The 26,060-nt window shown below is 45.7% G+C and carries 24 protein-coding genes and 1 pseudogene; 18 read left to right on the top strand and 7 right to left on the bottom strand.

Annotated elements, in window-relative coordinates:
* Positions 1 to 59 precede the first annotated feature (59 nt).
* Complete coding sequence (zigA, locus tag R8O10_RS08750; RefSeq protein WP_005375723.1) at positions 60 to 1,259, bottom strand: zinc metallochaperone GTPase ZigA; 1,200 nt, start codon at positions 1,257 to 1,259, stop codon at positions 60 to 62.
* Between the two features lie 190 nt (positions 1,260 to 1,449).
* Between zigA and R8O10_RS08745 the strand changes: the two genes are divergently transcribed.
* Together R8O10_RS08745 and R8O10_RS08740 are read left to right on the top strand one after the other, a co-directional pair.
* Positions 1,450 to 1,875, top strand: coding sequence for a TraR/DksA C4-type zinc finger protein (locus R8O10_RS08745; RefSeq protein WP_064354628.1), 426 nt, complete (start codon positions 1,450 to 1,452; stop codon positions 1,873 to 1,875).
* Between the two features lie 279 nt (positions 1,876 to 2,154).
* On the top strand, positions 2,155 to 2,763 hold the full coding sequence (locus R8O10_RS08740; protein WP_318191304.1) for a MarC family protein: 609 nt from the start codon (positions 2,155 to 2,157) through the stop codon (positions 2,761 to 2,763).
* Between the two features lie 419 nt (positions 2,764 to 3,182).
* On the opposite strand, the gene R8O10_RS08735 is transcribed toward R8O10_RS08740, so the two are convergent.
* The gene (locus R8O10_RS08735) at positions 3,183 to 3,623 is read right to left on the bottom strand and encodes a phosphate-starvation-inducible PsiE family protein (RefSeq protein ID WP_005375731.1); all 441 of its coding nucleotides are present in this window, start codon (positions 3,621 to 3,623) and stop codon (positions 3,183 to 3,185) included.
* Between the two features lie 174 nt (positions 3,624 to 3,797).
* Between R8O10_RS08735 and R8O10_RS08730 the strand changes: the two genes are divergently transcribed.
* The 4 genes and pseudogenes from R8O10_RS08730 to R8O10_RS08720 all read left to right on the top strand — a co-directional run bounded on the left by R8O10_RS08730 (position 3,798) and on the right by R8O10_RS08720 (position 6,944).
* Positions 3,798 to 3,968: a hypothetical protein gene (locus R8O10_RS08730; RefSeq protein WP_176311602.1), complete on the top strand. Its 171-nt coding sequence runs from the start codon at positions 3,798 to 3,800 to the stop codon at positions 3,966 to 3,968.
* 391 nt (positions 3,969 to 4,359) lie between these two features.
* A pseudogene (locus tag R8O10_RS27925) lies at positions 4,360 to 5,139 on the top strand (PAS domain-containing protein); the annotation flags it as partial.
* Positions 5,137 to 5,673, top strand: a complete 537-nt coding sequence (locus tag R8O10_RS27920) for a methyl-accepting chemotaxis protein (protein ID WP_372036153.1) — start codon at positions 5,137 to 5,139, stop codon at positions 5,671 to 5,673. The pseudogene R8O10_RS27925 and the gene R8O10_RS27920, both read left to right, overlap by 3 nt.
* 392 nt (positions 5,674 to 6,065) lie before the next feature.
* A complete protein-coding gene (locus tag R8O10_RS08720) occupies positions 6,066 to 6,944 on the top strand; it encodes a DMT family transporter (protein ID WP_005375761.1) in 879 nt (292 codons plus the stop codon).
* A gap of 46 nt (positions 6,945 to 6,990) precedes the next feature.
* Here the strand turns inward: R8O10_RS08720 and R8O10_RS08715 are convergent, their stop codons facing one another.
* From R8O10_RS08715 to R8O10_RS08695, 5 genes are all read right to left on the bottom strand, one after another.
* Complete coding sequence (locus R8O10_RS08715; protein ID WP_238972452.1) at positions 6,991 to 7,899, bottom strand: hydroxymethylglutaryl-CoA lyase; 909 nt, start codon at positions 7,897 to 7,899, stop codon at positions 6,991 to 6,993.
* The gene (locus tag R8O10_RS08710; protein ID WP_065275376.1) at positions 7,899 to 8,738 is read right to left on the bottom strand and encodes an enoyl-CoA hydratase-related protein; all 840 of its coding nucleotides are present in this window, start codon (positions 8,736 to 8,738) and stop codon (positions 7,899 to 7,901) included. Before R8O10_RS08710 ends, R8O10_RS08715 begins: the two co-directional genes overlap by 1 nt.
* Positions 8,739 to 8,767: 29 nt before the next feature.
* On the bottom strand, positions 8,768 to 10,372 hold the full coding sequence (locus R8O10_RS08705) for a carboxyl transferase domain-containing protein (protein ID WP_065275375.1): 1,605 nt from the start codon (positions 10,370 to 10,372) through the stop codon (positions 8,768 to 8,770).
* Positions 10,373 to 10,397: 25 nt separating this feature from the next.
* Positions 10,398 to 11,567 carry an isovaleryl-CoA dehydrogenase gene (locus R8O10_RS08700; protein WP_005387610.1) on the bottom strand — a complete coding sequence of 390 codons (1,170 nt, stop codon included), beginning with the start codon at positions 11,565 to 11,567 and terminating at the stop codon, positions 10,398 to 10,400.
* A 66-nt stretch (positions 11,568 to 11,633) separates the two neighbouring features.
* Positions 11,634 to 12,008: a MerR family transcriptional regulator gene (locus R8O10_RS08695; RefSeq protein ID WP_017821195.1), complete on the bottom strand. Its 375-nt coding sequence runs from the start codon at positions 12,006 to 12,008 to the stop codon at positions 11,634 to 11,636.
* A 275-nt stretch (positions 12,009 to 12,283) separates the two neighbouring features.
* On the opposite strand from R8O10_RS08695, the gene R8O10_RS08690 reads away from it, so the two are divergent.
* The 12 genes from R8O10_RS08690 to cyoE all read left to right on the top strand — a co-directional run bounded on the left by R8O10_RS08690 (position 12,284) and on the right by cyoE (position 25,444).
* Positions 12,284 to 13,495 carry an acetyl-CoA C-acyltransferase gene (locus tag R8O10_RS08690; RefSeq protein ID WP_017821196.1) on the top strand — a complete coding sequence of 404 codons (1,212 nt, stop codon included), beginning with the start codon at positions 12,284 to 12,286 and terminating at the stop codon, positions 13,493 to 13,495.
* Positions 13,496 to 13,518: 23 nt separating this feature from the next.
* Positions 13,519 to 15,012, top strand: a complete 1,494-nt coding sequence (locus R8O10_RS08685) for a CoA-acylating methylmalonate-semialdehyde dehydrogenase (protein ID WP_318191307.1) — start codon at positions 13,519 to 13,521, stop codon at positions 15,010 to 15,012.
* Between the two features lie 19 nt (positions 15,013 to 15,031).
* Entirely contained in the window at positions 15,032 to 16,186 is a 1,155-nt protein-coding gene (locus R8O10_RS08680) for an acyl-CoA dehydrogenase family protein (RefSeq protein WP_158155285.1), read from the top strand.
* 38 nt (positions 16,187 to 16,224) lie between these two features.
* The gene (locus R8O10_RS08675; protein WP_053349982.1) at positions 16,225 to 17,010 is read left to right on the top strand and encodes an enoyl-CoA hydratase; all 786 of its coding nucleotides are present in this window, start codon (positions 16,225 to 16,227) and stop codon (positions 17,008 to 17,010) included.
* Positions 17,011 to 17,018: 8 nt separating this feature from the next.
* Positions 17,019 to 18,158: an enoyl-CoA hydratase/isomerase family protein gene (locus tag R8O10_RS08670; RefSeq protein ID WP_158155283.1), complete on the top strand. Its 1,140-nt coding sequence runs from the start codon at positions 17,019 to 17,021 to the stop codon at positions 18,156 to 18,158.
* An 11-nt stretch (positions 18,159 to 18,169) separates the two neighbouring features.
* Positions 18,170 to 19,075 carry a 3-hydroxyisobutyrate dehydrogenase gene (gene mmsB / locus R8O10_RS08665; RefSeq protein ID WP_005375775.1) on the top strand — a complete coding sequence of 302 codons (906 nt, stop codon included), beginning with the start codon at positions 18,170 to 18,172 and terminating at the stop codon, positions 19,073 to 19,075.
* Between the two features lie 110 nt (positions 19,076 to 19,185).
* Positions 19,186 to 19,944, top strand: coding sequence for an SDR family oxidoreductase (locus R8O10_RS08660; protein ID WP_005375778.1), 759 nt, complete (start codon positions 19,186 to 19,188; stop codon positions 19,942 to 19,944).
* A 798-nt stretch (positions 19,945 to 20,742) separates the two neighbouring features.
* Entirely contained in the window at positions 20,743 to 21,624 is an 882-nt protein-coding gene (gene cyoA / locus R8O10_RS08655; protein WP_005388604.1) for a ubiquinol oxidase subunit II, read from the top strand.
* A gap of 5 nt (positions 21,625 to 21,629) precedes the next feature.
* Positions 21,630 to 23,666, top strand: coding sequence for a cytochrome o ubiquinol oxidase subunit I (gene cyoB / locus R8O10_RS08650; protein WP_005375781.1), 2,037 nt, complete (start codon positions 21,630 to 21,632; stop codon positions 23,664 to 23,666).
* Complete coding sequence (gene cyoC, locus R8O10_RS08645; RefSeq protein ID WP_318191303.1) at positions 23,656 to 24,258, top strand: cytochrome o ubiquinol oxidase subunit III; 603 nt, start codon at positions 23,656 to 23,658, stop codon at positions 24,256 to 24,258. Before cyoB ends, cyoC begins: the two co-directional genes overlap by 11 nt.
* Positions 24,258 to 24,569 (top strand): cytochrome o ubiquinol oxidase subunit IV, encoded by a 312-nt coding sequence (gene cyoD / locus R8O10_RS08640; RefSeq protein WP_318191302.1) that lies wholly within the window; start codon positions 24,258 to 24,260, stop codon positions 24,567 to 24,569. Before cyoC ends, cyoD begins: the two co-directional genes overlap by 1 nt.
* Complete coding sequence (gene cyoE / locus R8O10_RS08635; RefSeq protein ID WP_033906955.1) at positions 24,530 to 25,444, top strand: heme o synthase; 915 nt, start codon at positions 24,530 to 24,532, stop codon at positions 25,442 to 25,444. The genes cyoD and cyoE overlap by 40 nt, the downstream gene beginning before the upstream one ends.
* The last annotated feature ends 616 nt before the right edge of the window (positions 25,445 to 26,060 follow it).

The following is a 26,060-nucleotide window of genomic DNA, read 5'->3' as shown; positions in this document are numbered from 1 at the left end:
TGGCTCTGTGTAACGAAAAAGCCTCCCGAATGGTGGGAGGCTTTTTGTATCTCAGTCGTTTACTGTTCCCATTCAGGGAAAGGGTCTTCCAGAGATAACCAATAGTCGAGCCCTTGCTCCATCTCATCTTCTGTTAACAAGCATTCGTTAAGACGAGCAATCAATTTCTCTTGCTCTAATCCCTGACCAATAAACACCAATTCTTGTCGCATATCGCCGTATGGTTCTTGCCAAATGTCGTTTATAGCATCTAGGTAATCTTGATCCGTCGGCCATTCCTCCTTCGGAATCGCTTTCCAAAACATACCCGCAACACCATAACGTGCGATACCTCCCGCTTGGCTCCATTGACCGACAAACTCTGGTCTTGTTGCTAGCCAAAAGTAACCCTTGGAACGAATCAGTTTGCCGTAATCTTTCGCATTGTGGAGGAAGTCGTAAAACTTCTCTGGATGGAAAGGGCGTCTCGCATGATAGGCAAAGCTGGAAATGCCGTATTCTTCGGTTTCCGGTATGTGCTCGCCTCGCATTTCCTTCAACCAACCTGGGGCTTGTTGTGCCTTTTCAAAACTGAAGCTTTGTGTGTCGAGTACCGCATCAAGTTCTACTTCACCATTCGAGATAGGAAGAATAGTGGCCGATGTGTTTAGGGTTTTTAGAATCGCAAGAAGCCTTTCGATTTCTGATTTCTCAGCAAGGTCGGTTTTACTTATCAAGATAACGTCAGCGAACTCTACTTGATCAACGAGTAAGTCAGCAACGCTGCGTTCATCGTCTTCACCTAGGGATTCGGCGGTCTCTGTTAAGAACTTAGCTTCATCGTAATCACGCAGAAAGTTAATCGCATCAACCACCGTAACCATGGTGTCTAAACGTGCAACGTCTGAAAGTGAAAGCCCGTTTTCATCGGCAAACGTAAAAGTCTCTGCAACGGGGAGTGGCTCGGCGATGCCAGTGGACTCGATAACTAAGTAATCGAATCTGCCTTCTTGCGCGAGTTTAGTGACTTCTTCAAGCAGATCTTCACGCAGGGTACAACAGATGCAACCGTTACTCATTTCAACCAACTTTTCTTCACTGTGGTTGAGAGAAACTTCATTCTGAACGGTCGCCGCATCGATGTTGACTTCGCTCATGTCGTTGACGATGACCGCGACTTTTCTGCCTTGTCTATTGTTAAGAATATGACTTAAAACGGTTGTTTTTCCTGCGCCTAGAAAGCCGGATAAAACCGTAACAGGGAGTTTCTGGGTGTTCATGCTCATGCTCTTTATAGTGTAATGTTATAATATAACAATCAATATAGTCGGTGATCTTAACTCTGGCATCAAGCAGTTTGTGACTGTGTCGAGTACTGCACCTTATTGGCGGCTTTATTCGTCGTTAAGTTATACAGATTCAGATGTACGGAATTTAGAGATCGAACTCTTATCTCGGTGTGGAGGTTCTATGAACGAAGAGAAAAAGCATGTCATGACAGAAGAAGAAATTCTTGCAGCGCCCGAGGCGGATTATATGAATGAAGCTCAGCTCGCGTTTTTTGAAAACCGATTATTTGAGCTTTATGAATTGACGTTAGCGCATATTGAACGCGCGAAAGAAGAGATGATTGCGCCAATGGAATTCAGTGACGAAAGCGATAGGGCGTCCAGTGAGGAGCAATCTGCAATCGCATTAAGAATCATAGATAGAGAGCAAAAGCTGTTACCTAAGATTCAACGATCGTTGGCTCGCTTGCGCGCAGGGGAGTATGGCTATTGTTTAGAGTCCGGAGAACCTATCGGCATTCCAAGGTTATTGGCACGACCTACTGCTGAATATAGTGCAGAAGTAAAAGCTCAAATGGAGTCAAAAGAGCACTGGTATAAACACTAAAGCCTCACTATCTTATGACGTCGATATTCTTCTCGTTCACTTGTTTTTTTGATGTTCTCTGAGAAGTCTAAAGCGATGGCGACTACCGTTAGGTATGGTAGTCATTACCTTTGAGATATTAATAGTTATCGATAGGATAGAAGTAAGTTCTGTATTGTAAATAACGCACCATTTTTGTTTTTCTGAATGAGCTCTCGCTATGTTAGCGTCAAACATTTTCTCTGCTACTTCAAGCTGATCTTCTATCCTTAAAGCTAAATTGGTACTGGAGAAAGTAGCATGATTGACTTTGTGGCAACTTTTATCTTTTTCTTTGCTGTCATCGATCCCATAGGTACTGTGCCCGTTTTTATCGCAGCCACAAAAAGCTATGAAGAAGTGGCAAAGCGTAAGGTCGCTCTTTTTGCGACTCTATTCTCCGCTGCTATCCTACTGTTTTTTGTTGTTGCTGGTGAAATCATACTTACAGCAATGCGTATTCCCTTGTCTGCGTTTCAAATCTCGGGCGGTATCGTATTGTTCTTGTTTGCTTTGACTATGATATTTGGTGAGAGTAAACCAGCAGAAGAAATCAGAACGCTCAATAGTCATCATGATACAGCAGTTTTTCCTCTAGCCATTCCATCAATTGCTAGCCCTGGCGCAATATTAGCCGCCGTTTTACTCACAGAGAACGTGCGGTTTAATATTTGGGAGCAAGTCCAGACAGTGGCTATGATGCTGCTGGTACTATTGGTTGTTTATATCTTGCTATTAATGGCCAGCGGCATACACAGGATTATTGGGAATACAGGAGCTAGTGCTGTAAGTCGGGTCATGGGGTTGATATTAGCCGCTGTGGCCACGACCAACACTCTGAATGGGATTGAAAGTTACTTTGACCTTTAAGGCTTTTTCGCAAACTGAGCTGAAGGTATGCGTTAAGAGCTAATTTTACGGCGAGATGACCGACCACCTGACAATCACTTTTCTGGCGGTTACTTTTAGCCGGATGTAATCCTTCAGGCTATTCGTGACGACCTTATTTAAGAGGATCACGGAAAAGTTGAAATTAAAATACATAGATGTTGAGGGTATAAATCAGATGGGGAACTGGAGCAACACTTGCCCCATTGAGCTGTGCCAATACTCAAAGATTAGCTGCTAGAAAATAATATCGATAATTTCTCCGCCTAGGCACTACTCTATAATCTTGTAGTCTCGCAGTATATAGAGCCTAGCATGGAGGAGTTTATTAGCTTCCAACGTGCCAAGACAAGACTTTTTCATGCCTTGAGAGTATCTGAAAATTCGGGAGGCTGAGAAGTTTATTCAGTATGGCTCTTATTGGGCAGTTTATGGATCAGCCAGTAACCAAGACTCATACTAAGAACTACAGCCGCAATTCCAATCAGGTACATTGGAGACAAGGTTTCAAAGTCTATAATAATGACCTTTCGGGAGATTGCCATCAGCGCGGTGGCCATGACGATTTTTACATGAATAACATTTTCTCTCAGGTAAATAGTTATATTGATGAAAATTTCAATAGCAATTAAAACGGCCATAAAAGCACCAAAAGTGGCTAGCATATCTGAAATCGTCAGAATGAGTTTAGGTGGCGTGATAAGTTTTTGATATATCGTCCATGCAACATCTATCACACCCATGACGATTACAAACAACATAACTATCGACAATACTCTTACAGACCAATGAATCACTATCTGTAATTTTTTTGTTAACTTATCATTTTTATCGACTTCCATGGCCCTGTTTCCTTCGCTTGTTTATGTTCACTTAACCTTCATATGTTGAAGCTAGACAATTGAATACATGTCGTTTAAAGCATAGTTGCTGTGGTGAGAGATAGAAGCGTCCGAGGGAAGGAAGTTATGAAACTTAGGAGTGGGCACAATGTTGGACACATAATGTAATCTCTGGTGTCATGCGTTATTACCTCATTACCTCATTGCCTCATTTCTGATCGTGACGAGTCGACTGGTGAGGTGGTGATTCATCACCTTCACGGCAAACTGAATGAGCGGATACCACAACGTATTGATACTGGGCAAATCGATGCGCTTGTTGCTGGTTCCTCCGTGCGTTGTTAATAGAAATACAAGCGAATAAGGAGTGGGTAATCGCTCAAAAGTCGAAAATTATTGGAACTAAGTCAAGGCCCTTTTTTTAAATGAAAAGGCTTATTGATCTGAACACACCACTTCTCCATATAAGTATATCCACAAATACAAACCTCAAATTGGCGATAAAGAGCTTTAATATTGATAAATATATAAACAACTTGGGTGCTGAAGAAATTTCAGTATACTGCGCTTAGGTTACACTGGAGAAAAAATCGCCGTATTCCCTGCGGGGTCCTTTGATAAGAAATAGAAATCGCGTTTGAATATGCAACCAAACGATTTTGCCGCTTGCAGTTTATTCGGTATACAAATAATAAACCTTTGACTAATCCGAAGGTCGGTCAAATGAGAGAAAGTCATGTTTTTTAATAAGTCGCTTCAACAAGAAAATCAACGATTAAAGCAGGAGTTGCAAATCCTGCAGCAAATCCAAACCAGTTTAGATGAAGAGATGATCCGCTTAACATTGGATAGTAAAGGCATCATTACTTCTGCAAATACTAAGCTACAGCAAGAACTTTTCTTAAATGATGATGAGATCTTAACGAAATCAATTAATGAATTGGTACCGTCAAATTCGCGCAATACAGATCACTTTCATCGAATGAAGAAAGCCGTCCAAGATAAAGTGTTCTGGAATGGGGCATTGCAAGTACAGAAAGGTAATGGTGAGGAAGCCTGGTTAAGAACGATTATCCAGCCTGTTTTAAATGAGCACAGAGAAGTAGAAAGCTTTTTTGTTTTTGCTTCTGAACTTACGCGAACGATCAAATCATCTCGTGAGCAAGAGGACATGCTAAATGCATTAAGTCGTTCTATGGCGGTGATTGAGTTCACATTAGATGGCCATGTTTTAAAAGCCAACGATAATTTCCTAAACACAATGGGTTATACGCTTGATCAGATTCTAGGGAAGCATCATCGCATGTTTTGTGATCAGGAAGAGTCGAGCTCTCAAGCTTACCGTGAGTTTTGGCAACGTTTAGCAAAAGGGCAATTTTCATCAGAGCGATTCAAACGAGTTAACCGTTATGGTGAAGAGGTGTGGTTAGAGGCTTCATATAACCCAATCCATAACGACAGAGGAGAGCTCTATAAGGTCGTTAAGTTCGCGACAGATATTACCCAGCAGGTGATGCAGGAACAGAAAATGGCCCAGGCTGCGCAATTGGCGAATGAAATCTCGCAAGAAACTGGAACACAAACCCTGCAAGGGCAAGAGGTTATAGGCTCAACGTTAGAAAAGATGCAGATACTTTCCGAGCAAATGCAGCAAGCGAACACCGCGATTGACGAGCTTAAAGCGCACTCATCGCGTATTAGCGAGTTGGTAAATAGCATCAGTGGTATCGCTGACCAAACTAACTTATTGGCGTTAAATGCGGCGATAGAAGCGGCTCGTGCGGGTGAGCATGGTAGAGGTTTTGCCGTTGTTGCTGATGAAGTCAGACAGCTTGCTACAAGAACCAATGCAACCACCGATGAAATTGTCACAATGGTCAGTGAAAACCTACAGCGAACAGATAACGCAGTTAAGCTGATCGCTAAATGCCAAAAAGAAGCACTAGATACGCTAGAGCTCTCTGAAAAAGCAGGCAATGTGATGAATGAAATACAAGATGGCGCTAGCCGTGTTGTAGAGGCCGTGGAGCAATTTAATCGCTCGTTGTAGTTAATCAATAAGTTTTCATTGTAGGGGCGATGGGTAAAAAGCAATTCGCCTTATTCAACCTGTATTGAGGAGCGTTGAAGTCGCAATACTACTCCTGCCGCAGTCAAGTTAAGCGTTTTGAAGGGGAGGTAGTTCGACACCCGGTACAGGTTTTAGCCAGTTTGCTTGCTGTATAGAATGCTAAAGTAATTTAGTATGCGAAAAGGCTTGCCTTAATACTTTGCCTGCATTTAATGTATCTAGCAGCAGAACTTCAATCTGCGTGACAACAATACAGGAGAGGATCGGGCTTTCACTCTTTCGCTCGACACAAACCCCTTTCAAATTTACACAATAGCGCAGTAAAAACTCTCTTGCTGCGCTATTGTGTGTTCCATATTTTGTGAGTACTTATGTTTAACTCAGAACGTAAAGCGACGGTTATTCTGGTTGCGACGACGATGATCGCGGCACTTGGCTGGATATTCTCTAAGGAAACAATACAGGGTTTACCACCTTTTGGCTTTATTGGGGCGCGATTTACTATCGCTTCGCTCTGCTTACTGCCTCTATGTTACCGACCTTTGCTGAAAGCAAACTTAAAAGATGTGCTTTCTGCTGGTGGTGTCGGGCTCCTGTTAGGCAGTGCCGTTATGACATGGATTTACGCTATTTCTATCAGTGATACTCTCGGGGAAGGCGCATTTATCATGAGCCTTTCCATGCTGTTTGTGCCGATTGTTGCATGGGTTATGTTTCGTCAACGACCACAACGAATTTTCTGGCTTTCTTTGCCTATCGCTGTATTAGGTCTTGCTTGTCTTTCTTTAGTTGGTGGCTGGAAACAATCGGCCAGTCAATTGTGGTTTCTTGGTGCAGCACTGGTTTTGGCGCTTCATTTTAATGTGAACAGCAAATACTCTCAAAAACTACCTGTGCTCCTGCTTACTTGCGTGCAACTTTTTTCAGCAGGTTGTTTAGGTTTGCTGGTTTCATTTTTTATGGAATCTTTCCCGGCAGAGGTGGACTCCTCTATTTGGTGGTGGTTTGCGTTGAGTACCTTATTAGCGACGAGCTTGCGTTACGTAATGCAAACTATGGGGCAAAAATTTGTTCAGGCAGGTAACGCTGCTCTAATTATGATATTAGAACCAGTTTGGACGGTTATTCTGAGCGTGCTGTGGTATGGCGAAGTGCTAACGGCAAATAAACTAGTAGGTTGTGTGCTTATCTTATTTTCTCTAATTATTTATCGTACTGGCGGGCGGTTTCGCTTCCCTACTCGAAAGTAGAGCAAATTAACTTGGGTTGGGAGAATTTGAGGTGCCGGATGGCCTTCTACGAAAGTGATAATACGCGGTTACGCAATGCTAATGACACTTTTGATGTAGGCTGCCGACCCAGCTCTTCGCTGATCATCCAGCCAGCTTTAGCCAGTAGCTCTAAGTCAATCCCCGTCTCTATTCCTAACCCTTGGCATAAATACAGTACATCCTCCGTTGCGACATTCCCTGATGATCCATGAGCGTATGGGCATCCACCCAGCCCAGCTACACTGCTGTCGATGGTATTGATGCCCATACTCAAGGCTTGATGAATGTTGGTGAGAGCTTGTCCCCATGTATCGTGGAAATGGACAGCAAGTTGGGGAAGAGGTGCAACCAACATGACGGCTTCCAGCATAGCAGCAATTCGATTTGGCGTGCCTGTGCCGATTGTATCGCCTAGAGATACTTCATAGCACCCTAAATCGATGAGCGATTTGGTCACGCTCGCCACCTGTTTAGGGGCTGTTGGACCGTCGTAAGGGCAATCTGCAACGCAGGATAGATAACCTCGAACAGGGATGCTGTGTTTGGTGGCTAATCGCATTACAGGTTCGAAGCGAGTTAGGCTTTCTGCAATCGAGCAATTGATATTGTGTTGGCAGAATCCTTCTGAGGATGAAGTGAAAATCGCGACCTGATTGGCACCAGCCTCTAACGCTTGTTCTAAGCCTTTTAGGTTTGGTGTCAGGGCAGAGTAGGTAACATGATTTCGCCGTGTTATTGCTTTCATGACCTCTGTTGAGTCCGCCATTTGTGGCACCCATTTGGGTGAGACAAAAGAGCCCGCCTCAATATGCGTTAGCCCAGTATCAGAGAGTAAGTTGATCAGCCGGACTTTAGTCTGGGTCGCAACAGGAGATTCATTTTGCAACCCATCTCTAGGACCTACTTCGACAATCTTTACTTTGGAAGGCAGCATTACTTGTCCTGTGACTTGGTGACCCAACTTGGGTTACGTTTTTCAAGAAACGCTTGCAGCCCATCTTGACCTTGGGGTGATACTCTAATGTCCGCAATGAGCTTGCTAGTATAGTGAATCAGTTGTTGATCGATGGGGTTTTGATGACATTGATGGCAGAGCGTTTTCGCTTTACGCATCGCATCTGGGCTATTCAGTAGCAACGTCTTGATTACGCTATCGACCGCACTTTCAAGCTGTTTGGCTTCTTTCACTTCGTGCACAATACCAAACCGTTCGGCATCTTCGGCTGAAATGACTTCACCACTTAAGATATAGCGTCTAGCTTGTCTATTCCCCATCGCGCGCATGACGTAAGGCGCAATGGTTGCTGGAACTAAACCAAGCCTAACTTCACTTAAGCAAAAGTTGGCACTTTGGCTTGCGATGGCGATATCACTACAACAAATCAACCCTAAAGCACCACCATAAGCGGAACCTTGAACAACTGCGATGGTGGGTTGAGGGAACGAATCTAATGTTTCCATGAGTCTTGCCAAGTTTTGGGCATCAACGAAGTTATCTTGCCTCGTGCTGTCGGCCATCGACTGCATCCAATTCAAATCGGCCCCGGATGAAAAGTGCTTGCCGTTACTTCTTAATACCAAGCACCGCACATCCGTTCGTAAAGCGAGATAATCTAGGCGGTGGATCAGCAAGTCGATCGTACAAGCGTCAAAAGCATTGTGTTTAGCTGTTCTGTTTAGGGTAATGGTCGCTACGCCATTATCATCGACATGCCAAAGAACATCATCTTGCCTTTGGGCGTTGGGAATAATGCTTGGTTGCATTTCCTGCATACTAACTTCCTTAATTCATCTTTGGATGTTTACATTCTGAAGACGCCAAACTCGCTATCAGGAATGGGGGCATTTAATGCTGCCGTTAACGCTTGACTCAACACCTGACGCGTTTTTTTAGGGTCAATAATTCCGTCATCCCATAGCCGAGCACTCGCAAAATAGGGATGTCCTTGTGTTTCATACAAGTCTATGATCGATTCTCTAAAAATGTGCTCTTCTTGCTCTGACCACGCTTCCCCCTGACGTTCCTTCGCGTCTTTTCGAACTTGTGTTAAAACGCCTGCTGCTTGTTCTCCGCCCATCACAGAAATACGCGCGTTCGGCCACATCCACATCATGGTTGGATCATACGCTCGGCCGCACATGCCGTAATTACCAGCGCCGTACGATCCACCGATGATCACGGTAAACTTCGGCACGTCAGCACAAGCGACGGCCATCACTAGCTTGGCGCCATGTTTTGCGATGCCTTCTTCTTCAACCTTTTTTCCGACCATAAAGCCGGTAATGTTTTGGAGAAAAAGAAGCGGTGTTTTCCGTTTGGCGCACAGCTCAATAAAGTGCGCGCCTTTTTGTGCCGATTCAGAAAACAAGATACCGTTGTTTGCCACAATACCAATCAAGTGTCCTTGAATACGAGCGAAGCCACACACTAGCGTTCTGCCGTACAAGGATTTGAATTCGTCGAAATCAGAATCATCGACGATGCGGGCAATAATTTCTCGAACGTCGAATGACAGTCGTAAGTTGGCATTCACGACTCCGTAGATTTCTTCTGCGTCGTAGCGGGGAGGAAGTACGGTGTTTTCTGGCTTAACAGGTCTTGTTCTATTGGCATTGGCAATGGCTTCTCTCGCAAGCATTAGGGCATGTTCATCATTTTCAGCGTAATAATCTGCGACACCAGATTTTCGACAATGCACGTCTGCACCGCCGAGCTCTTCACCCGTCACGACTTCGCCAGTGGCCGCTTTCACCAAAGGTGGCCCCGCCAAAAAAATGGTGCCTTGCTCTTTAACCATAATGGACACATCCGCCATGGCAGGAACGTACGCGCCCCCAGCAGTGCAAAGCCCCATCACAACAGCAACTTGGGGGATGCCTTTCGCCGACATTCTCGCTTGGTTAAAGAAAATGCGACCAAAGTGTTCTTTGTCGGGGAAGACGTCGGACTGATGAGGGAGATTTGCGCCACCGGAGTCCACCAAGTACACGCAGGGGAGTTGGCAACGTTGGGCAATCTCTTGCGCTCTAAGGTGTTTTTTTACCGTGAGTGGGTAGTAGGTTCCGCCTTTTACCGAAGCATCGTTGGCGATGACCATGCATTGAATCCCCTCTATGATACCAATGCCGGCGATAACACCAGCGCAGGGGATCGCTTCGTCATACACTTGCCAGGCGGCAAACTGGCTGATTTCAAGAAAGTCAGTGTTGTCATCAAGCAAGCGCGCGATGCGTTCTCGTGCGGGGAGTTTTCCTTTTTGCCTCTGGTGCTCAATGGCTTTTTCACCGCCGCCCTGTTTGATGGTCTCGATGTGTTGATTAAGTTGAGTGACCAACGTTTCCATCGCAGCTTTATTGGAAAGAAATAACTCGTCAGTTGGCTTAGTTTTACTTTTGATAATGGCCATAATGACTTCCTTGTCGTATGTTCCGTTAGCGAGATTCTTCGAACAGTTCTCGGCCTATTAACATGCGGCGAATCTCTGAGGTACCCGCGCCGATTTCATAAAGCTTTGCATCACGTAACAAACGACCAGCAGGGTATTCATTGATGTAGCCATTCCCACCGAGCAGTTGTATTGCATCGAGTGCCATTTGTGTGGCGAGTTCTGCACTGTACAAAATCGCGCCAGCGGCGTCTTTGCGTGTTGCGTTACCTCGATCACAAGCCGCTGCGACGGTATATACATACGCTTTTGCTGCACTCATTCGAGAGTACATATCGGCGATCTTGCCCTGAACTAACTGAAACTCGCCAATGGATTTTCCAAACTGCTCTCGTTCATGTACGTACGGGACCACAATGTCCATGCAAGCTTGCATTATCCCGAGTGGTCCGGCAGCGAGGACGACGCGCTCGTAATCCAGCCCACTCATTAACACCTCGACGCCTTGATTCAACTCGCCAAGAATATTCTCTTTTGGCACTACGCAATGGTTAAATACAAGTTCGCAAGTATTCGAGCCTCTCATGCCTAGTTTGTCCAGCTTTTGAGCATGAGTGAAACCTGCGAAGTTACGTTCAATAATGAATGCGGTAATGCCACGTGAACCTGCGCTGACATCCGTTTTAGCGTAAAGCACCACTACGTCAGCATCGGGCCCGTTTGTTATCCACATTTTGTTGCCATTCAGTACAAAATGGTCGCCCTTGTTCTCCGCTTTCAGTTGCATGCTTATCACGTCTGAACCGGCATTGGGCTCACTCATCGCTAGGGCGCCAACGTGCGTACCATCAATGAGTTTTGGAAGGTATTTTTCGCGTTGAGAAGGCGTGCCGTTACGAAAGATTTGGTTGACGCACAGGTTAGAATGAGCGCCGTAGCTTAAAGCGACAGACGCAGAGGCACGGCTGATTTCTTCCATGGCAACAACATGAGCGAGGTATCCCATGCCTGCACCACCAAGCTCTTCATCGACGGTCACACCAAGCAACCCCATTTCTCCCAACAAAGGCCATAAATGATTCGGGAACTGGTTATCGCGGTCTATCTCAGCGGCGATGGGCGCAATATGTTCCGTAGCAAAGGCATTAACGTGTTCTCGGAGCATATCGATGGTATCACCAAGTCCGAAATTGAGTGGGGTATAGGTGCTTTTCATAACGTCTCCCGGTATCAGAGGTAAGGTGGAAAAGCCGATAGCGGTGTTGCTAATTGAGTATAGCGTTTATGTCTGCTTGCTTTTGAGTGTTTGAATACAACGCTCCTTAGCGGCATTCAACTCAGCCATAACGACGCTGATGTCGTTGAGTTGTTGTTGTAGGACAGCTTGTTTCTCTTCAATGATATTGAGCATTTTCAACAACTGTCCTTCGGTTTGTTGCATGTCGTAGAGCTCGAAAAGTTCACGAATTTCTGCCAACGAAAAACCGAGTCGTTTCCCTCTTAAAATCAGTTTGAGGCGAATTCTATCCCTGCGTTGATAAACGCGCATATTGCCTTTTCGCTCTGGTTCAATCAGACCCACGTCTTCATAAAACCGGATACTGCGAGTAGTAATATCAAACTCCTTGGCGAGGTCACTGATCTTGTATTTTTCCATAACATACTTACCTCGAATAAAAATCCAGTTTCTGGAAATCGAACCTTTAATGGGAAGGTCGAACATCAACTTTGAAATATAAACGCCTGCTCGGTGTGTTTTTTCATCTCATTGTAAAGGCTAGTGCTATGCTTACGTAAACGTCAAGAAATCGCGGAATGAAAGTTTGTTAGTGAAAAAGGCGATAAAGGCTGGTGTGGCGCTTGGTGAGTAATTCTATGTAGGGTGTCATCATTCTGCCAAGTGTTCACATATACCTTAAGGGAATGCGAATCATGGGAAAAGACATCTGGATTGTCAGCGCGAAAAGAACGCCAATTGGGCGCTTTCAAGGCAAGTTGCAAACTTACTCTGCTCCTCAATTAGGCGCACTGGCGATCAAGGCGGCAATGCACGAAGTGAATGTGACTTCGGTGGATGAAGTGTTCATGGGATGTGTGCTTCCAGCAGGGTGTGGACAAGCTCCTGCGAGGCAAGCATCTATGGGGGCCGATCTTCCTTTGGGTGTAGGGTGCACCACCATTAACAAAGTGTGTGGCTCTGGCATGAAGAGCGTCATGTTAGCGCACGATCTCATTAAAGCTGGAACGATTCGCTCAGCCATTGCTGGTGGTATGGAAAGTATGACCAATGCGCCGTATTTGCTGAGGGAGGCGAGAAAGGGAATGCGCATGGGGCACCAGTCTACGTATGACCACATGTTTCTCGATGGGCTACAAGATGCTTACGAAGGGCACTTAATGGGTGTTTATGCTCAGCAAGTCGCTGACAGGCTTAAGTTCACCAGAGAGCAAATGGATGAATGGGCCGTGATGTCGGCAAAACGTGCGTTGGAAGCTCAAGAGCGAGGCTTGTTTGCCGATGAACTTTCGCCGGTTTCACTCAATACCAAGTCAGAACAAGCGGTGCTGGACTACGATGAGCACCCACGCTCGATTGACCTTGGTAAAATTCCTCAACTCAAACCTGCATTCGATGAAAAAGGTACGGTGACCGCTGCTAATTCGAGTGCCATTTCAGATGGCGCGGCGGCTCTGGTGCTTATGGATGAAGACACTGCGCGTCATCAGGGGCTTAAACCACTTGCGATCATCAAGGCGCACTCTACACATGCCAGAAAACCTGCAGAATTTACTTTGGCCCCCGTCTACGCAATTGAGCAACTGCTGTTCCAGCTAGATTGGTCCATTTATGAAGTGGACCTGTGGGAAATCAATGAAGCCTTTGCCGTCGTGACACAAATAGCGGTGGCGGAACTTGGGCTTGATACGAGCAAAGTAAATATTAAAGGTGGAGCCTGTGCACTTGGGCATCCGATAGGGGCTAGTGGCGCACGAATTCTGGTGACATTGATTCACAGTTTGCGTCAGCTACAAGCGCTAGGCACCAATGGTGATCTCGAAGCCAAAAAAGTGATGCGGGGTGTTGCGTCACTTTGTATCGGTGGTGGAGAAGCCACGGCGATAGGCATTGAAATACCGCTTTAATTGAAATCAGAAAGGAGTAAATGATGACTCGTTTGGTTCCCTTGTTTATTGGTGGCGAGTTTCGTGAATCTCAAACATCGGATTGGGTTGAGGTAACCAATCCTGCCACTAATGATGTCATTGCGTACGTTCCATGTTCCACAGAGCACGAGATGGAAGCCGCCATTGATAATGCGAAAGAGACATTCCAATCCTGGAAGGAAGTGGCAGTATCCGAGCGTGCCAGAGTCATGCTTCGTTATCAGCACTTGCTCAAAGAGCATCATGATGAGCTTGCCACACTGCTTTCTCATGAAACGGGTAAGATTTTAGCGGATGCTAAAGGCGATGTGTGGCGAGGCATAGAGGTTGTTGAGCAGGCTGCAAATATTGCCAGCAACATGATGGGCGAAACCGTCGAAAACGTTGCCACGGATATTGATAGTTACTCAATGATTCAGCCCCTAGGTGTGTGTTGCGGCATTACGCCATTTAACTTTCCTGCCATGATTCCGTTGTGGATGTTCCCAATCGCTATCGCTGCGGGCAATACATTTGTGCTTAAACCCTCCGAACAAGTGCCGTTGACCTCTATTCGTTTAGCTGAACTATTTGAGCAAGCTGGCGCGCCGGAAGGAGTGTTGCAGATCGTTCATGGCCGCAAAGAGCAAGTCGACTTTCTTCTGGGTCATCCTGATATTCGAGCGGTGTCATTTGTTGGCTCGGTTCCCGTTGCCCGTTATATCTACACCACAGGGACTAAACATTTTAAACGGGTTCAAGCTTTTGCTGGTGCAAAGAATCACATGGTGATCATGCCTGATGCAAACAAAGATCAAGTGGTGAATAACCTAATCGGAGCCTCCGTAGGGGCTGCGGGGCAGCGTTGTATGGCAATTTCTGTTGCGGTATTTGTCGGCGATTCAAAACAATGGATTACAGACCTCAAACAGGCAATGGCGAAAGTACACCCAGGGCCTTGGGACGATGAGCAAGCTGCTTATGGCCCACTGATCAGTGAGCAAGCTAAACAACGCGTATTGGACCTAATTGAAGATGGCAAACAACAAGGCGCAGTGTGTGAACTCGATGGCAGTCAGTGTGAAGTGGAAGGCTTTCCCGGTGGAAACTGGATTGGCCCAACCTTGTTTAGCGGTGTAACAGCGAACATGTCGATTTACACGCAAGAGATATTTGGCCCTGTCTTAGTTTGTATGGAAGTCGAAACGTTGCAAGAAGCTATTGAGTTAGTGAATCGCAACCCTTACGGCAACGGAACTTCTATATTTACCGCTAATGGCGCTGCTGCGAGAAAATATCAGCATGACATTCAAGTCGGTCAAGTGGGGATTAATGTGCCAATTCCAGTCCCTTTACCATTTTTCTCCTTTACTGGTTGGAGAGGCAGTTTCTATGGTGATTTACATGCGTATGGTAAACAAGCAGTGCGTTTTTATACCGAGACCAAAACGGTGACGGCGCGTTGGTTTGATGACGATATTCCAACGGGGCCAAATCTGACCATCCAACTGCGCTGAGTGAATAAAAGGAGCTTTTATGGACTTTGAACTTAATGAAGATCAACGTGCATTTGCCGATACCGCTCAACAATTTGCCGATGAGCGTTTAGCACCGATGGCGGCGGAGTGGGATGAAAAGCAGATTTTCCCCAAAGACGTATTGAGAGAGGCGGGGGAACTAGGGTTTCTCAGTCTCTACACTCCAGAAGCGCAAGGTGGCCTAGGGCTGAGTCGCTTGGATGCTTCAATTATCTTTGAACAACTGGCCATGGGATGTACGTCCACTACGGCGTTTATGACGATTCACAACATGGTCAGTTGGATGATAGCCAGTTTTGCTACCGATGAAGCCAAAACGCAGTTCTGTCCGAAATTAGTTACGGGGGAGTGGTTAGGCTCCTATTGCTTAACTGAGCCTAACGCAGGATCAGACGCCGCTGCACTGACCACTTCCGCTACAAAAAAGGGAGATAAGTATGTCATCAACGGCGGCAAAACCTTTATCTCTGGCGCAGGAGAGACAGATGTTTTGGTCGTGATGGCGCGAACCGGAGAAGCGGGTGCCAAAGGCGTGTCTGCATTTGTTGTTCCTGCTCACGCAGATGGTATCAGCTATGGGCGCAAAGAACCCAAAATGGGTTGGAACAGCCAACCAACACGAGCGGTTACTTTTGAAAATGTCGTTATTCCAGCTAGCCATTTACTGGGCGAAGAAGGGCAAGGTTTTGTCTTTGCGATGAAAGGGCTTGATGGAGGGCGTATAAATATTGCGACCTGTTCCGTCGGTACGGCTCAACAGGCCCTTGAACAGGCGACACAATACATTCAGGAGCGTAAGCAGTTCGGCAAGTCGCTTGCGCAGTTTCAAGCCTTACAATTCAAATTAGCAGACATGGCGACAGAGCTAGTGGCTGCTCGGCAGTTAGTGCGCTATGCCGCCAGCAAGCTCGACCGAAATGACCCAGATGCCACGGCTTATTGCGCGATGGCAAAACGGTTCGCAACCGATGTGGGCTTTCAGGTTTGCGACCAAGCGCTGCAGCTTTATGGCGGCTATGGTTACATCAAAGAGTATCCAATGGAGCGTCATTTCAGAGATGTGCGTGTGCATCAAATTCTGGAGGGAACGAACGAAATCATGCGCTTGATCATCGCGCGCCGTTTGCTCTCTGAGGAGTCGGCCTTGCTGTAGCGAAGTATTGGATTTGCTCATTGAGAAAGGATTCAGATATGCCATTAACCCAAGAAGCCATTCAACATACGATCACTAATCACGTTGCGGTGGTGACGATGAACAACCCGCCGGCCAATACGTGGACAGCAGAGAGCCTCAAGGTACTGAAGTCGCTGATACTCACACTTAACAATGATAAGCAGGTCTACGCACTGGTTTTAACCGGCAGTGGAGAAAAGTTTTTCTCTGCTGGTGCAGATCTCAAGCTATTTTCTGACGGTGACAAAGCGGTTGCGTTAGACATGGCGCGATGCTTTGGTGAAGCCTTTGAAATGCTCTCGGAATTCCGTGGTGTTTCCATTGCCGCTATTAATGGTTACGCCATGGGTGGAGGTTTAGAAGTGGCATTAGCTTGTGATATTCGAGTCGTGGAAGAGCAAGCGGTACTTGCTTTACCTGAAGCCAAAGTCGGACTTTTGCCCTGCGCTGGCGGTACCCAAAACCTCACAGCGTTAGTAGGGGAAGGCTGGGCAAAGCGTATCATTTTATGTGGAGAGCAAGTCAGCGCTGACAAAGCAAAAGAACTAGGCCTAGTTGAGGAGTTGGTTCCCAAAGGTGAAGCTTTAAGTAAAGCGCTGGAACTTGCTGAATCTGTTGCGAACCAGTCACCATCTTCTGTCGCCGCATGTAAGGCGCTCATTCAAAATATGCGCTCTGCGCCACTTAAGCACGGCTTAATGAAAGAGCGAGAGTTGTTTCTGAATCTTTTTGATACGGAAGATCAAGTTGAGGGTGTTCGCGCCTTTTTAGAAAAACGCCCACCGCAATGGAAAAACCGATAGGAGGCCACATGGCAGGGATGGTAACCATTAGTGAAATAGAGTGCTTAGATGGCGTGCACCGCATTGGTATCGCAACGTTAGACAACACCGCTTCATTGAATGCATTGACGTATGACATGTTAGTCCAACTTAACGATCAGCTTATCAAGTGGCAAGATGATCCACATATGGCTTGTGTGGTACTGACTGGCGCTGGAGAAAAAGCATTCTGTGCTGGTGGTGATGTTCGAGCTATGTATCACGTCATGCATAACGAGAGTAAAGAAAAAATCGTAGAGTTCTGTACGAACTATTTCTCGTTGGAGTATGAGTGTGACTATCTCATCCACACTTACAACAAACCCATTATCGGTTGGGGAGAAGGTATTGTCATGGGCGGTGGGATGGGGCTTTTTATGGGAACCAGCCATAAAGTTGTGACAACAATATCACGCCTTGCTATGCCAGAAATCAATATCGGACTGTATCCTGATGTGGGAGGTACGTGGTTTTTAAGCCAGATAGATCCGCAAGTGGGTTTATTCCTCGGGTTGACAGGTTCAATGGTAAATTCAAGTGACGCTGTCACTATTGGTTTGGCCGATTGGTCACTGTTGGAAGAGCAGTATCCCACCTTACTGGATGAGCTAAAGCGGCTCCAGTGGGGCAAAGAAGATGCGAAAGAGTTGGTAACTGCACTACTACAGTTAATGGAAGAACAAGTTATTGATAGCAAACCAACCACGCAAATTTGTCCATACTTAGATCAGATAGAGGAAGCGTGCAAAGGCTTTGATCTTAATGCGATAGCACAGCGAATCATGGCTATCGAAGGGAATAGCCAGTGGATAGAAAACGCGAAACAAACGTTCGCATCGGGCAGTGCGATCACCGCGCATATTTGCTTTAGACAAGTGAAAGAGTACCACAGCTTACCGCTTGCAGATTGTTTCCGTTTAGAGTTGAGTTTGTCGGTTCGCAGTGCCTTATTAGGTGAGTTTAAAGAGGGCGTCCGTTCTCGGCTTATTGACCGGGATGGCGAACCTAACTGGATGTTTAACAGTGTCAGTGAAGTCGATGAAGATGTCATCGATACCTTGTTTACCTCACTTTGGCCGGATGACGAACATCCGCTTGCTGATTTGGGTGAACAAACACTAGGTCAATAAGGAGAATGATCATGAGTACCATCGCATTTATCGGTTTAGGAAGAATGGGGCATCCGATGGCGCAAAACTTACTCGCGTCTGGATTTAACGTGCAAGTATTCGATGTCGATAGCGAAGCCGCAAAGCAACTAGTACCTTTTGGTGCGGTGGTGGCGAGCTCTATTGAGGAAGTCGTGGATGGTGCTAGCACAGTCATCACGATGCTACCAGCAGGGTCTCACGTTCGTTCCGTGTATCTTGGTGACTTACATGGTGGCGTAGGTGTCCTCAATCTTGTCTCGCCAAGTACCTTGATGATTGATTGTTCAACCATTGATCCGGACTCTGCGCGATTAGTCGCCAATGAAGCGGCAAATAAACGCGTGTTGTTTGTCGACGCGCCCGTTTCGGGGGGCGTTGCTGGCGCTAAAGCGGCGACATTAACCTTTATTGTTGGTGGTTCGGATCAAGCGTTTTCTAAAGCCAATGCCATTTTGCAGTATATGGGAAAAAATGTTTTCCATGCTGGCAAAGCAGGCGATGGTCAAATGGCGAAAATCTGTAACAACCTTATGCTCGGCATTTTAATGTCTGGTACGTGCGAGGCATTAAACCTAGGTATCGATCATGGACTCGATCCAAAAGTGCTATCAAACATCATGCTGCAAAGCTCTGGCCGAAATTGGGCATTGGAGCTTTACAATCCTTGCCCAGGCGTGATGGACAGTGCGCCAGCCAGTCACGATTACCAACCGGGCTTTATGAGCAAACTCATGCTGAAAGATCTCGGCTTGGGGTTAGATGCGGCGTTACAAACACATTCTTCGGTTCCGATGGGGTCGTTAGCGCGCAACTTATATTCTTTCCACAACGCGAGCGGCCACGGCGAACTCGATTTCTCAAGCTTATTTGAGTTATACAAGAGTAAGAAAGGCTAGACCGAGTTTTGTGACAAACCAGCCCGAGATGGTGACGTAAAACGCGCATCATTTCGGCCAACTTAGACTGGTTGAGATAGAGAACATTACGAGCTATGGAGTGCACCAATATGGACATAAAAAGTAGTGTTATTGCCATTACAGGAGCAGGGCAGGGGCTTGGGCAAATGATGGCCATTACCCTTGCTCAAGCTGGCGCTGATTTAGCGTTGTTGGATGTAAACGCCAGTGGCTTAATGGAAACACAAGAGCAGTGTCGAATGCTGAGTGCGAAAGCGTTGACATATCAAGTGGATGTTACCAACGAAATCGACGTTGAAACCACGTTTGAAGCGATTATCCAAGATTTTGGTCAACTCAATGGGTTAGTCAATAACGCTGGCGTATTAAGAGATGGGTTACTTGTAAAAGCAAAAGATGGCGTGATCAGTAAGATGTCTTTGGATCAATTCAATTTGGTCATGAACGTTAACGTGACAGGAACATTTTTGTGTGGGCGTGAAGCTGCCGTCAAGATGATTGAGAGTGGATCCCAAGGCGTTATCATCAATATTTCTAGTGTTGCGAGAGCAGGAAATATCGGACAAACCAATTATTCTGCGTCAAAAGCGGCGGTCGCGACCATGGCGACAACATGGGCCCGTGAGCTCGCAAGATACGGTATTCGCGCGGCGGCGGTTGCACCAGGTGTAGTTCATACCGCGATGGCAGAGCAAATGAAACCAGAAGCCATAGAGCGATTAGAAAAGATGATCCCAGTTGGCAGGATGGGCGAAACAAGCGAAATCGCGCATGCAGTAAAATACATTATTGAGAGTGATTACTTTACTGGCAGGGTTTTAGAAGTGGATGGCGGTATTCGTATGTAAGTGACCACTTAAATAAGGCTCTGATAGACCTGAATAATAAGTTTCTTTCCATTTCAACATTTTCTATGTTGTGGAGTGCTAATTCTGCGCAACCCAAATGTATTTACAACTTATGTTTGGATTTACCTTGAGAATGATTTCTCGCAATCCAATAAAGAGATGTAAATACCACTCAAATATTAAGTGAAATCATTAATTTGATGCTGATCACACTTTTGGTTTTTTAGTTTCCGCTTCTCATTAAGGCTATCTGCGTAAATGAAGTTGATAGTCAGTCTCATCAATTTTAAGTTTCAACTATTTGTTTTTAAATAATTAATTGTTGAAGCACGAGAAATTCGTGTTGAGGTTAATATTCGATTTAAAGTGTGTAACTTCCATTAATGGAAGGTTAGTTTCCAGTTGTGGCTAATGAGCTTTAACTTTTTACTCCTCATAATGCGCCAAATGTAACATAGTGTTTCAAAGTGTAACAATAAACTCACACTAAGAGTGTGGTTTTGATCTCCACTCAATTCCGTTTTGTTTCGCTCTGAGCCCGACGTTACTCATGCTCAACACATAAACATTCTAATGACTATAACAACTGGTTCTTGGCTTGATACCAATCGTATCGTAGCAAATAACGGTTCATTCTAGCTGGTTAAATGCTTGATGACGAAGTTGAAAAATTGTAAGTAGAATAACTACTTATCGAAGTTTTTTCTTGTTCTCATACATTACCTCTGCGCTATTTGTGAGCTTTTATTTACTTTGATTGGCATCTGCTTTGAAACCAGACAACCATCGAGAAAGTTAATGGAAGCCTCAAGATATAAACGCATCTTGTCGAGGGGAAGTTTGGCGTCCGTCATACTTATGCTCTCAGGATGTAATTCAGCTTTACTTGACCCCAAAGGTGCCATTGGTGTGCAAGAAAAAGAGTTAATTATTACTGCTCTTTTGCTGATGTTGATCGTTGTAATCCCTGTGATTTTAATGACGATTTACTTCGCTTACCGATACCGCGCCTCTAACACTGAAGAAGAGTACGCACCCGAGTGGTCACACTCGACCAAAATCGAAGTGGTGGTATGGACAATTCCAATCATCATCATTGCGATTCTTGCGACGATCACATGGCGTTCAACTCATGAACTAGAGCCATCCAAACCTTTGGAAAGTGATGTTAAACCAATGACCATCGAAGTGGTGTCACTCGATTGGAAATGGTTGTTCATATATCCAGAAGAAAACATTGCGACGGTGAACTATGTGGCGTTCCCGAAAGACGTGCCAGTGCAGTTCAAACTGACTTCGGACAACATCATGAACGCGTTTTTCATCCCTCGCTTAGGTACACAGATCTACGCGATGCCAGGAATGGTAACCAAGCTCAACCTGATAGCGAACCACGAAGGTGACTACAAGGGTTTTGCATCGAACTACAGCGGCGAAGGCTTTTCGCAAATGAAGTTCACAGCTTCAGCAATGTCTGATCGTGCTGCGTTCCTAAATTGGGTGCAGAAAGTGAAGGCGAGCCCTGATCGTATTGAAGATTGGGAGCAATACAGCTCACTGGCAGCGCCAAGTATCGCAGAGCCAGTCACTTTGTTCTCTAGCGTTCCTCCGTTCTTGTTCACCGACGTTGTGACTCAGCATCCTGGTTCAATGAACTGTTTGCCTGAAAACCAAGGATAATCGTAATGTTTGGAAGATTAACTCTTGATTCAGTTCCATTCCACGAACCTATTATCGTCATCACCCTAGCGGTTGTGGCGCTGGTTGGTTTAGCCGTAGTTTACGCGGTGACCAAAGCCGGAAAGTGGCAATATTTGTGGAATGAATGGTTTACTTCAGTAGACCATAAAAAACTTGGCTTCATGTACATCGCAGTAGCGATGGTGATGCTTGTTCGTGGTTTTGCTGACGCAGTCATGATGCGTAGTCAGCAACTCCTTTCTTCTGCGGGTGAAGCAGGTTACTTGCCACCGCATCACTACGATCAAATTTTTACTGCCCACGGCGTGATCATGATCTTTTTTGTAGCGATGCCATTGGTCATTGGTTTGATGAACATCATCGTGCCATTGCAGATTGGTGCACGTGACGTGGCTTTCCCGTATCTGAATAACTTGAGCTTCTGGCTGTTTGTTGTTGGTGTCATCCTAACAAACATGTCTCTCGGCTTAGGTGAATTTGGTCGTACAGGTTGGCTAGCGTATCCGCCGCTTTCAGGTATTGAGGCAAGCCCAGGAGTCGGGGTCGACTATTGGATTTGGGCGCTGCAGATATCAGGTGTTGGTACGACGTTAACAGGCGTGAACTTCTTCGCGACCATTTTGCGTATGCGTACACCGTCTATGCCAATGATGAAGATGCCAGTTTTCACTTGGGCGTCTCTGTGTGCAAACATTTTGATCATCATTTCATTCCCAATCCTAACGGTGACTATCGCTCTGCTTACGCTGGATAGATACCTAGGCATGCACTTCTTTACCAATGATCTTGGCGGCAACGTAATGATGTACGTCAACCTGATTTGGGCTTGGGGTCACCCAGAAGTGTACATTTTGATCTTGCCAATTTTTGGTGTGTTCTCAGAAGTCACCGCAACCTTCTCACGTAAAAAGTTGTTCGGTTACACATCGCTAGTTTGGGCTACCGTAGTTATCACGATTCTTGCCTTTGTTGTTTGGCTACACCACTTCTTTACGATGGGGTCTGGCGCGAACGTAAATGCCTTCTTCGGTATTGCCACGATGATCATTTCTATCCCAACAGGGGTGAAGATCTTCAACTGGCTATTCACCATGTACAAAGGCCGCATCCGCTTTACGACGCCAATGATGTGGACGGTGGGTTTCCTGATCACCTTTACTGTTGGTGGTATGACGGGCGTACTAATGGCTGTTCCGGGTGCAGATTTCGTTCTGCATAACTCAGTATTCCTTATCGCTCACTTCCACAACGTTATCATCGGTGGTGTGGTGTTTGGATGTTTCGCTGCGATCACTTACTGGTTCCCGAAAGCGACCGGTTTCACCATGAATGAAACTTGGGGCAAACGTGCGTTCTATCTTTGGATTATTGGTTTCTTAATGGCGTTCCTACCGCTTTATGCGCTGGGCTTTATGGGGATGACTCGTCGTTTAAGCCAAGACATCAACCCAGAATACTTCCCACTGTTGTCGATTGCCGCAGCAGGTACGGTTGTGATTGCGCTGGGCGTATTGTCTCAGTTCATCCAAATTTACGTGAGTATCCGTGACCGCGAGCAAAATCGTGATTTAACTGGTGACCCGTGGGGTGGACGTACTCTTGAGTGGGCAACATCGTCTCCACCGCCGTTCTACAACTTTGCGCACCTACCAAAAGGTGATGTGCTGGATGCCTTCTGGTACCAGAAACAAAGTGGCGAGTTCGATCCAACTAAAGAAGTGGAATACGAACGTATTCATATGCCAAAAAACACGGCAACAGGCATCTACGTGTCGGCTTGGTCGCTCCTATTTGGCTTCGGCATGATTTGGTACATCTGGTGGCTAGCGGCGGCAAGTTTGGTCGGTATTATCGTGACGTGTATTCAGCATAGCTATAACGATGATGTGGATTACTACGTGGAAGTTGAAGAGATCAAAGCAATTGAGGCCGAACGTCGAGCTCAGCTTGAAGAAGCGAAGAAAAACTCAGTGAAAGACAGCGAAAGTAAAGATGATCTGGAGGTGACGTATGCAAACTAATATCGCAGCACATCACGACCATGATCACCACCATGACACGCATGGCAACAAGCTATTTGGCTTCTGGGTTTACCTGATGAGTGACTGTGTATTGTTTGCGACCTTGTTCGCGACGTACGCTGTGCTGTCGAGCAATTCAATTGCAGGCCCAACAGGTAAAGACATTTTCGAACTCCCATTCGTGTTTGTCGAAACCATGCTGCTGCTGTTTAGCAGTATCACATTTGGTTTTGGCATTATCGCGATGAAGCGCAACAACGTTGCTGGTCTCAAACGCTGGATGTTAGTCACGTTCGCGCTTGGTCTTGGCTTTATCTGTATGGAGGTCTATGAGTTCCATCACCTGATTGAAGAAGGCTATGGGCCACAAACAAGTGCATTCCTATCGGCATTCTTTACGTTGGTTGGTACGCACGGCCTGCACGTAACCTTTGGTCTGATTTGGTTAGCGGTAGCGTATCATCAACTGTCGACGAAAGGTCTGAACGACAATATGGCAATGCGCTTTAACTGCTTAAGCCTATTCTGGCACTTTCTAGATATCGTTTGGATTTGTGTCTTTACCATCGTTTACTTACTGGGGGTAATGTAATGGATCAACATATAGAAACCAGTTCGTCAGATTACGTGAAAGGCTTTATTGCCTCACTGATTCTGACGGTAATTCCGTTCTACTTTGTTTGGACGAAATCATTACCAGATACAACGACCTATGCGATTCTATTTGGATGTGCATTAGTGCAGATATTTGTTCACTTTAAATACTTCTTGCACATGGAAACAAAAACATCCGACGGACGTTGGAACCTTGTATCACTGATGTTTACCGCCATTGTTGTACTTATCCTTATCGCTGGCTCGGTATGGATCATCTACAACATGAACGTCAACATGAAGTTGTAGGTCAAGGTATGCTGAAAAGTTATTTGTCTATCACTAAACCGGGCATTATTTTCGGCAACCTGATTTCTGTTGCGGCGGGGTTCTTCCTCGCCGCAAAAACAGAACCAGCCAGTCTAATGTTGTTCGTTACGACGTTAGTTGGTGTTGGGTTAGTCATCGCTTCAGGTTGTGTGGTGAATAATATTTTCGATCGTGATATCGACCAAAAGATGGCACGTACACGAAATCGTGAAACAGTGAAAGGCAACATCAATATCGATATTGCGTTTGTTTATGCACTTGCATTATTGCTGGTAGGAACCGCACTGTTATTTATCCGAGTGAACCCACTATCCGCTGTCGTCGTGTTGCTTGGCTACGTGTATTACGTGTTCTTTTACACGATGTGGTACAAACGTAACTCGGTGTATGGGACCTTAGTGGGAAGTATCTCAGGCGCAGTTCCGCCATTGGTGGGTTACTTAGCGGTAACAAACTTCATTAGCTTGGAAGCGATTTTACTCTTTACCATGTTCTGTCTCTGGCAAATGCCGCACTCGTATGCCATTGCCATGTTCCGCATGCAAGACTACCGAGAAGCCGGGATTCCCGTATTGCCAGTTAAAGAGGGCATTCATAAAGCGCATCGACACATGAAAGCGTATGTCGTGGCTTTTGGAGCAGCATCATTGGGGTTATTTTTACTAGGTGAAGCCGGGTATGAATACTTAGCAGTTGCAGCGGTTGTTTGCTTTATGTGGACGAAAGTGACCTTTCGCAGCATTGATGACAACAACTACATCGCTTGGTCAAAGTCGGTGTTTAAAGTCTCACTGCTAGTGGTGATGGGGATCAGTGGTGTGCTTGGCGTCGAGTTGATTCCTCTAGCTCTGTAATAACCAAACCTAAGCGTTTGCTACGCGCTAATATCTTTTGCTGCTGAATGCATGAATGACCTTACCTAGAAGTAAGGTCATTTCACTTTCTATTGTCCTTTATTTTCACTGTTTTTCCTGTTCCTCCTCTAGCTTCACTATCACGTATTCATATCTAAAAGCAAAAACAACCAGTGTGTAAAACATAGTGAAGCACGTTTCCGCTGACGCGTAATAATGCCAAGAAATAGCGACTTTTAAGCTAAAAAGTATAAACAGCGCAATAACTCTACTTACCATATGAGAATTCAATATCGATAGTTTGTAATGTAAACATTTGGGGGGAGTGCTAGTTCCCATAGCAGCATACAAACTAACAATGTGAATGTTTGAGTTGAAGCGAAATACAAAAGTTTTACGACTGAAAGTGGGTGAGGAAGCATCTTAGCTCCAGTGAAATGAACACGATTAAGAATCATCCTTTTACATAATCTAAAAACTCACCAAACCTTAACCCAGATTAAAGTTTTGTCGTCTCCGAGGCATTAAGGTGCGCCTGTAGTTTGCAGGTCTCAAGGATTCAGAGAAGGAACAGCCATACATCGTGTATCGCTGTTCCTTTTTCGTTCTTGTTTAC

This window comes from Vibrio sp. 1727 (assembly GCF_033344415.1).
Classification (GTDB): Bacteria; Pseudomonadota; Gammaproteobacteria; order Enterobacterales; family Vibrionaceae; genus Vibrio; species Vibrio alginolyticus.
Note: the sequence above shows the minus strand (reverse complement) of the source record. Positions and strands in the feature narration are given on the sequence as shown.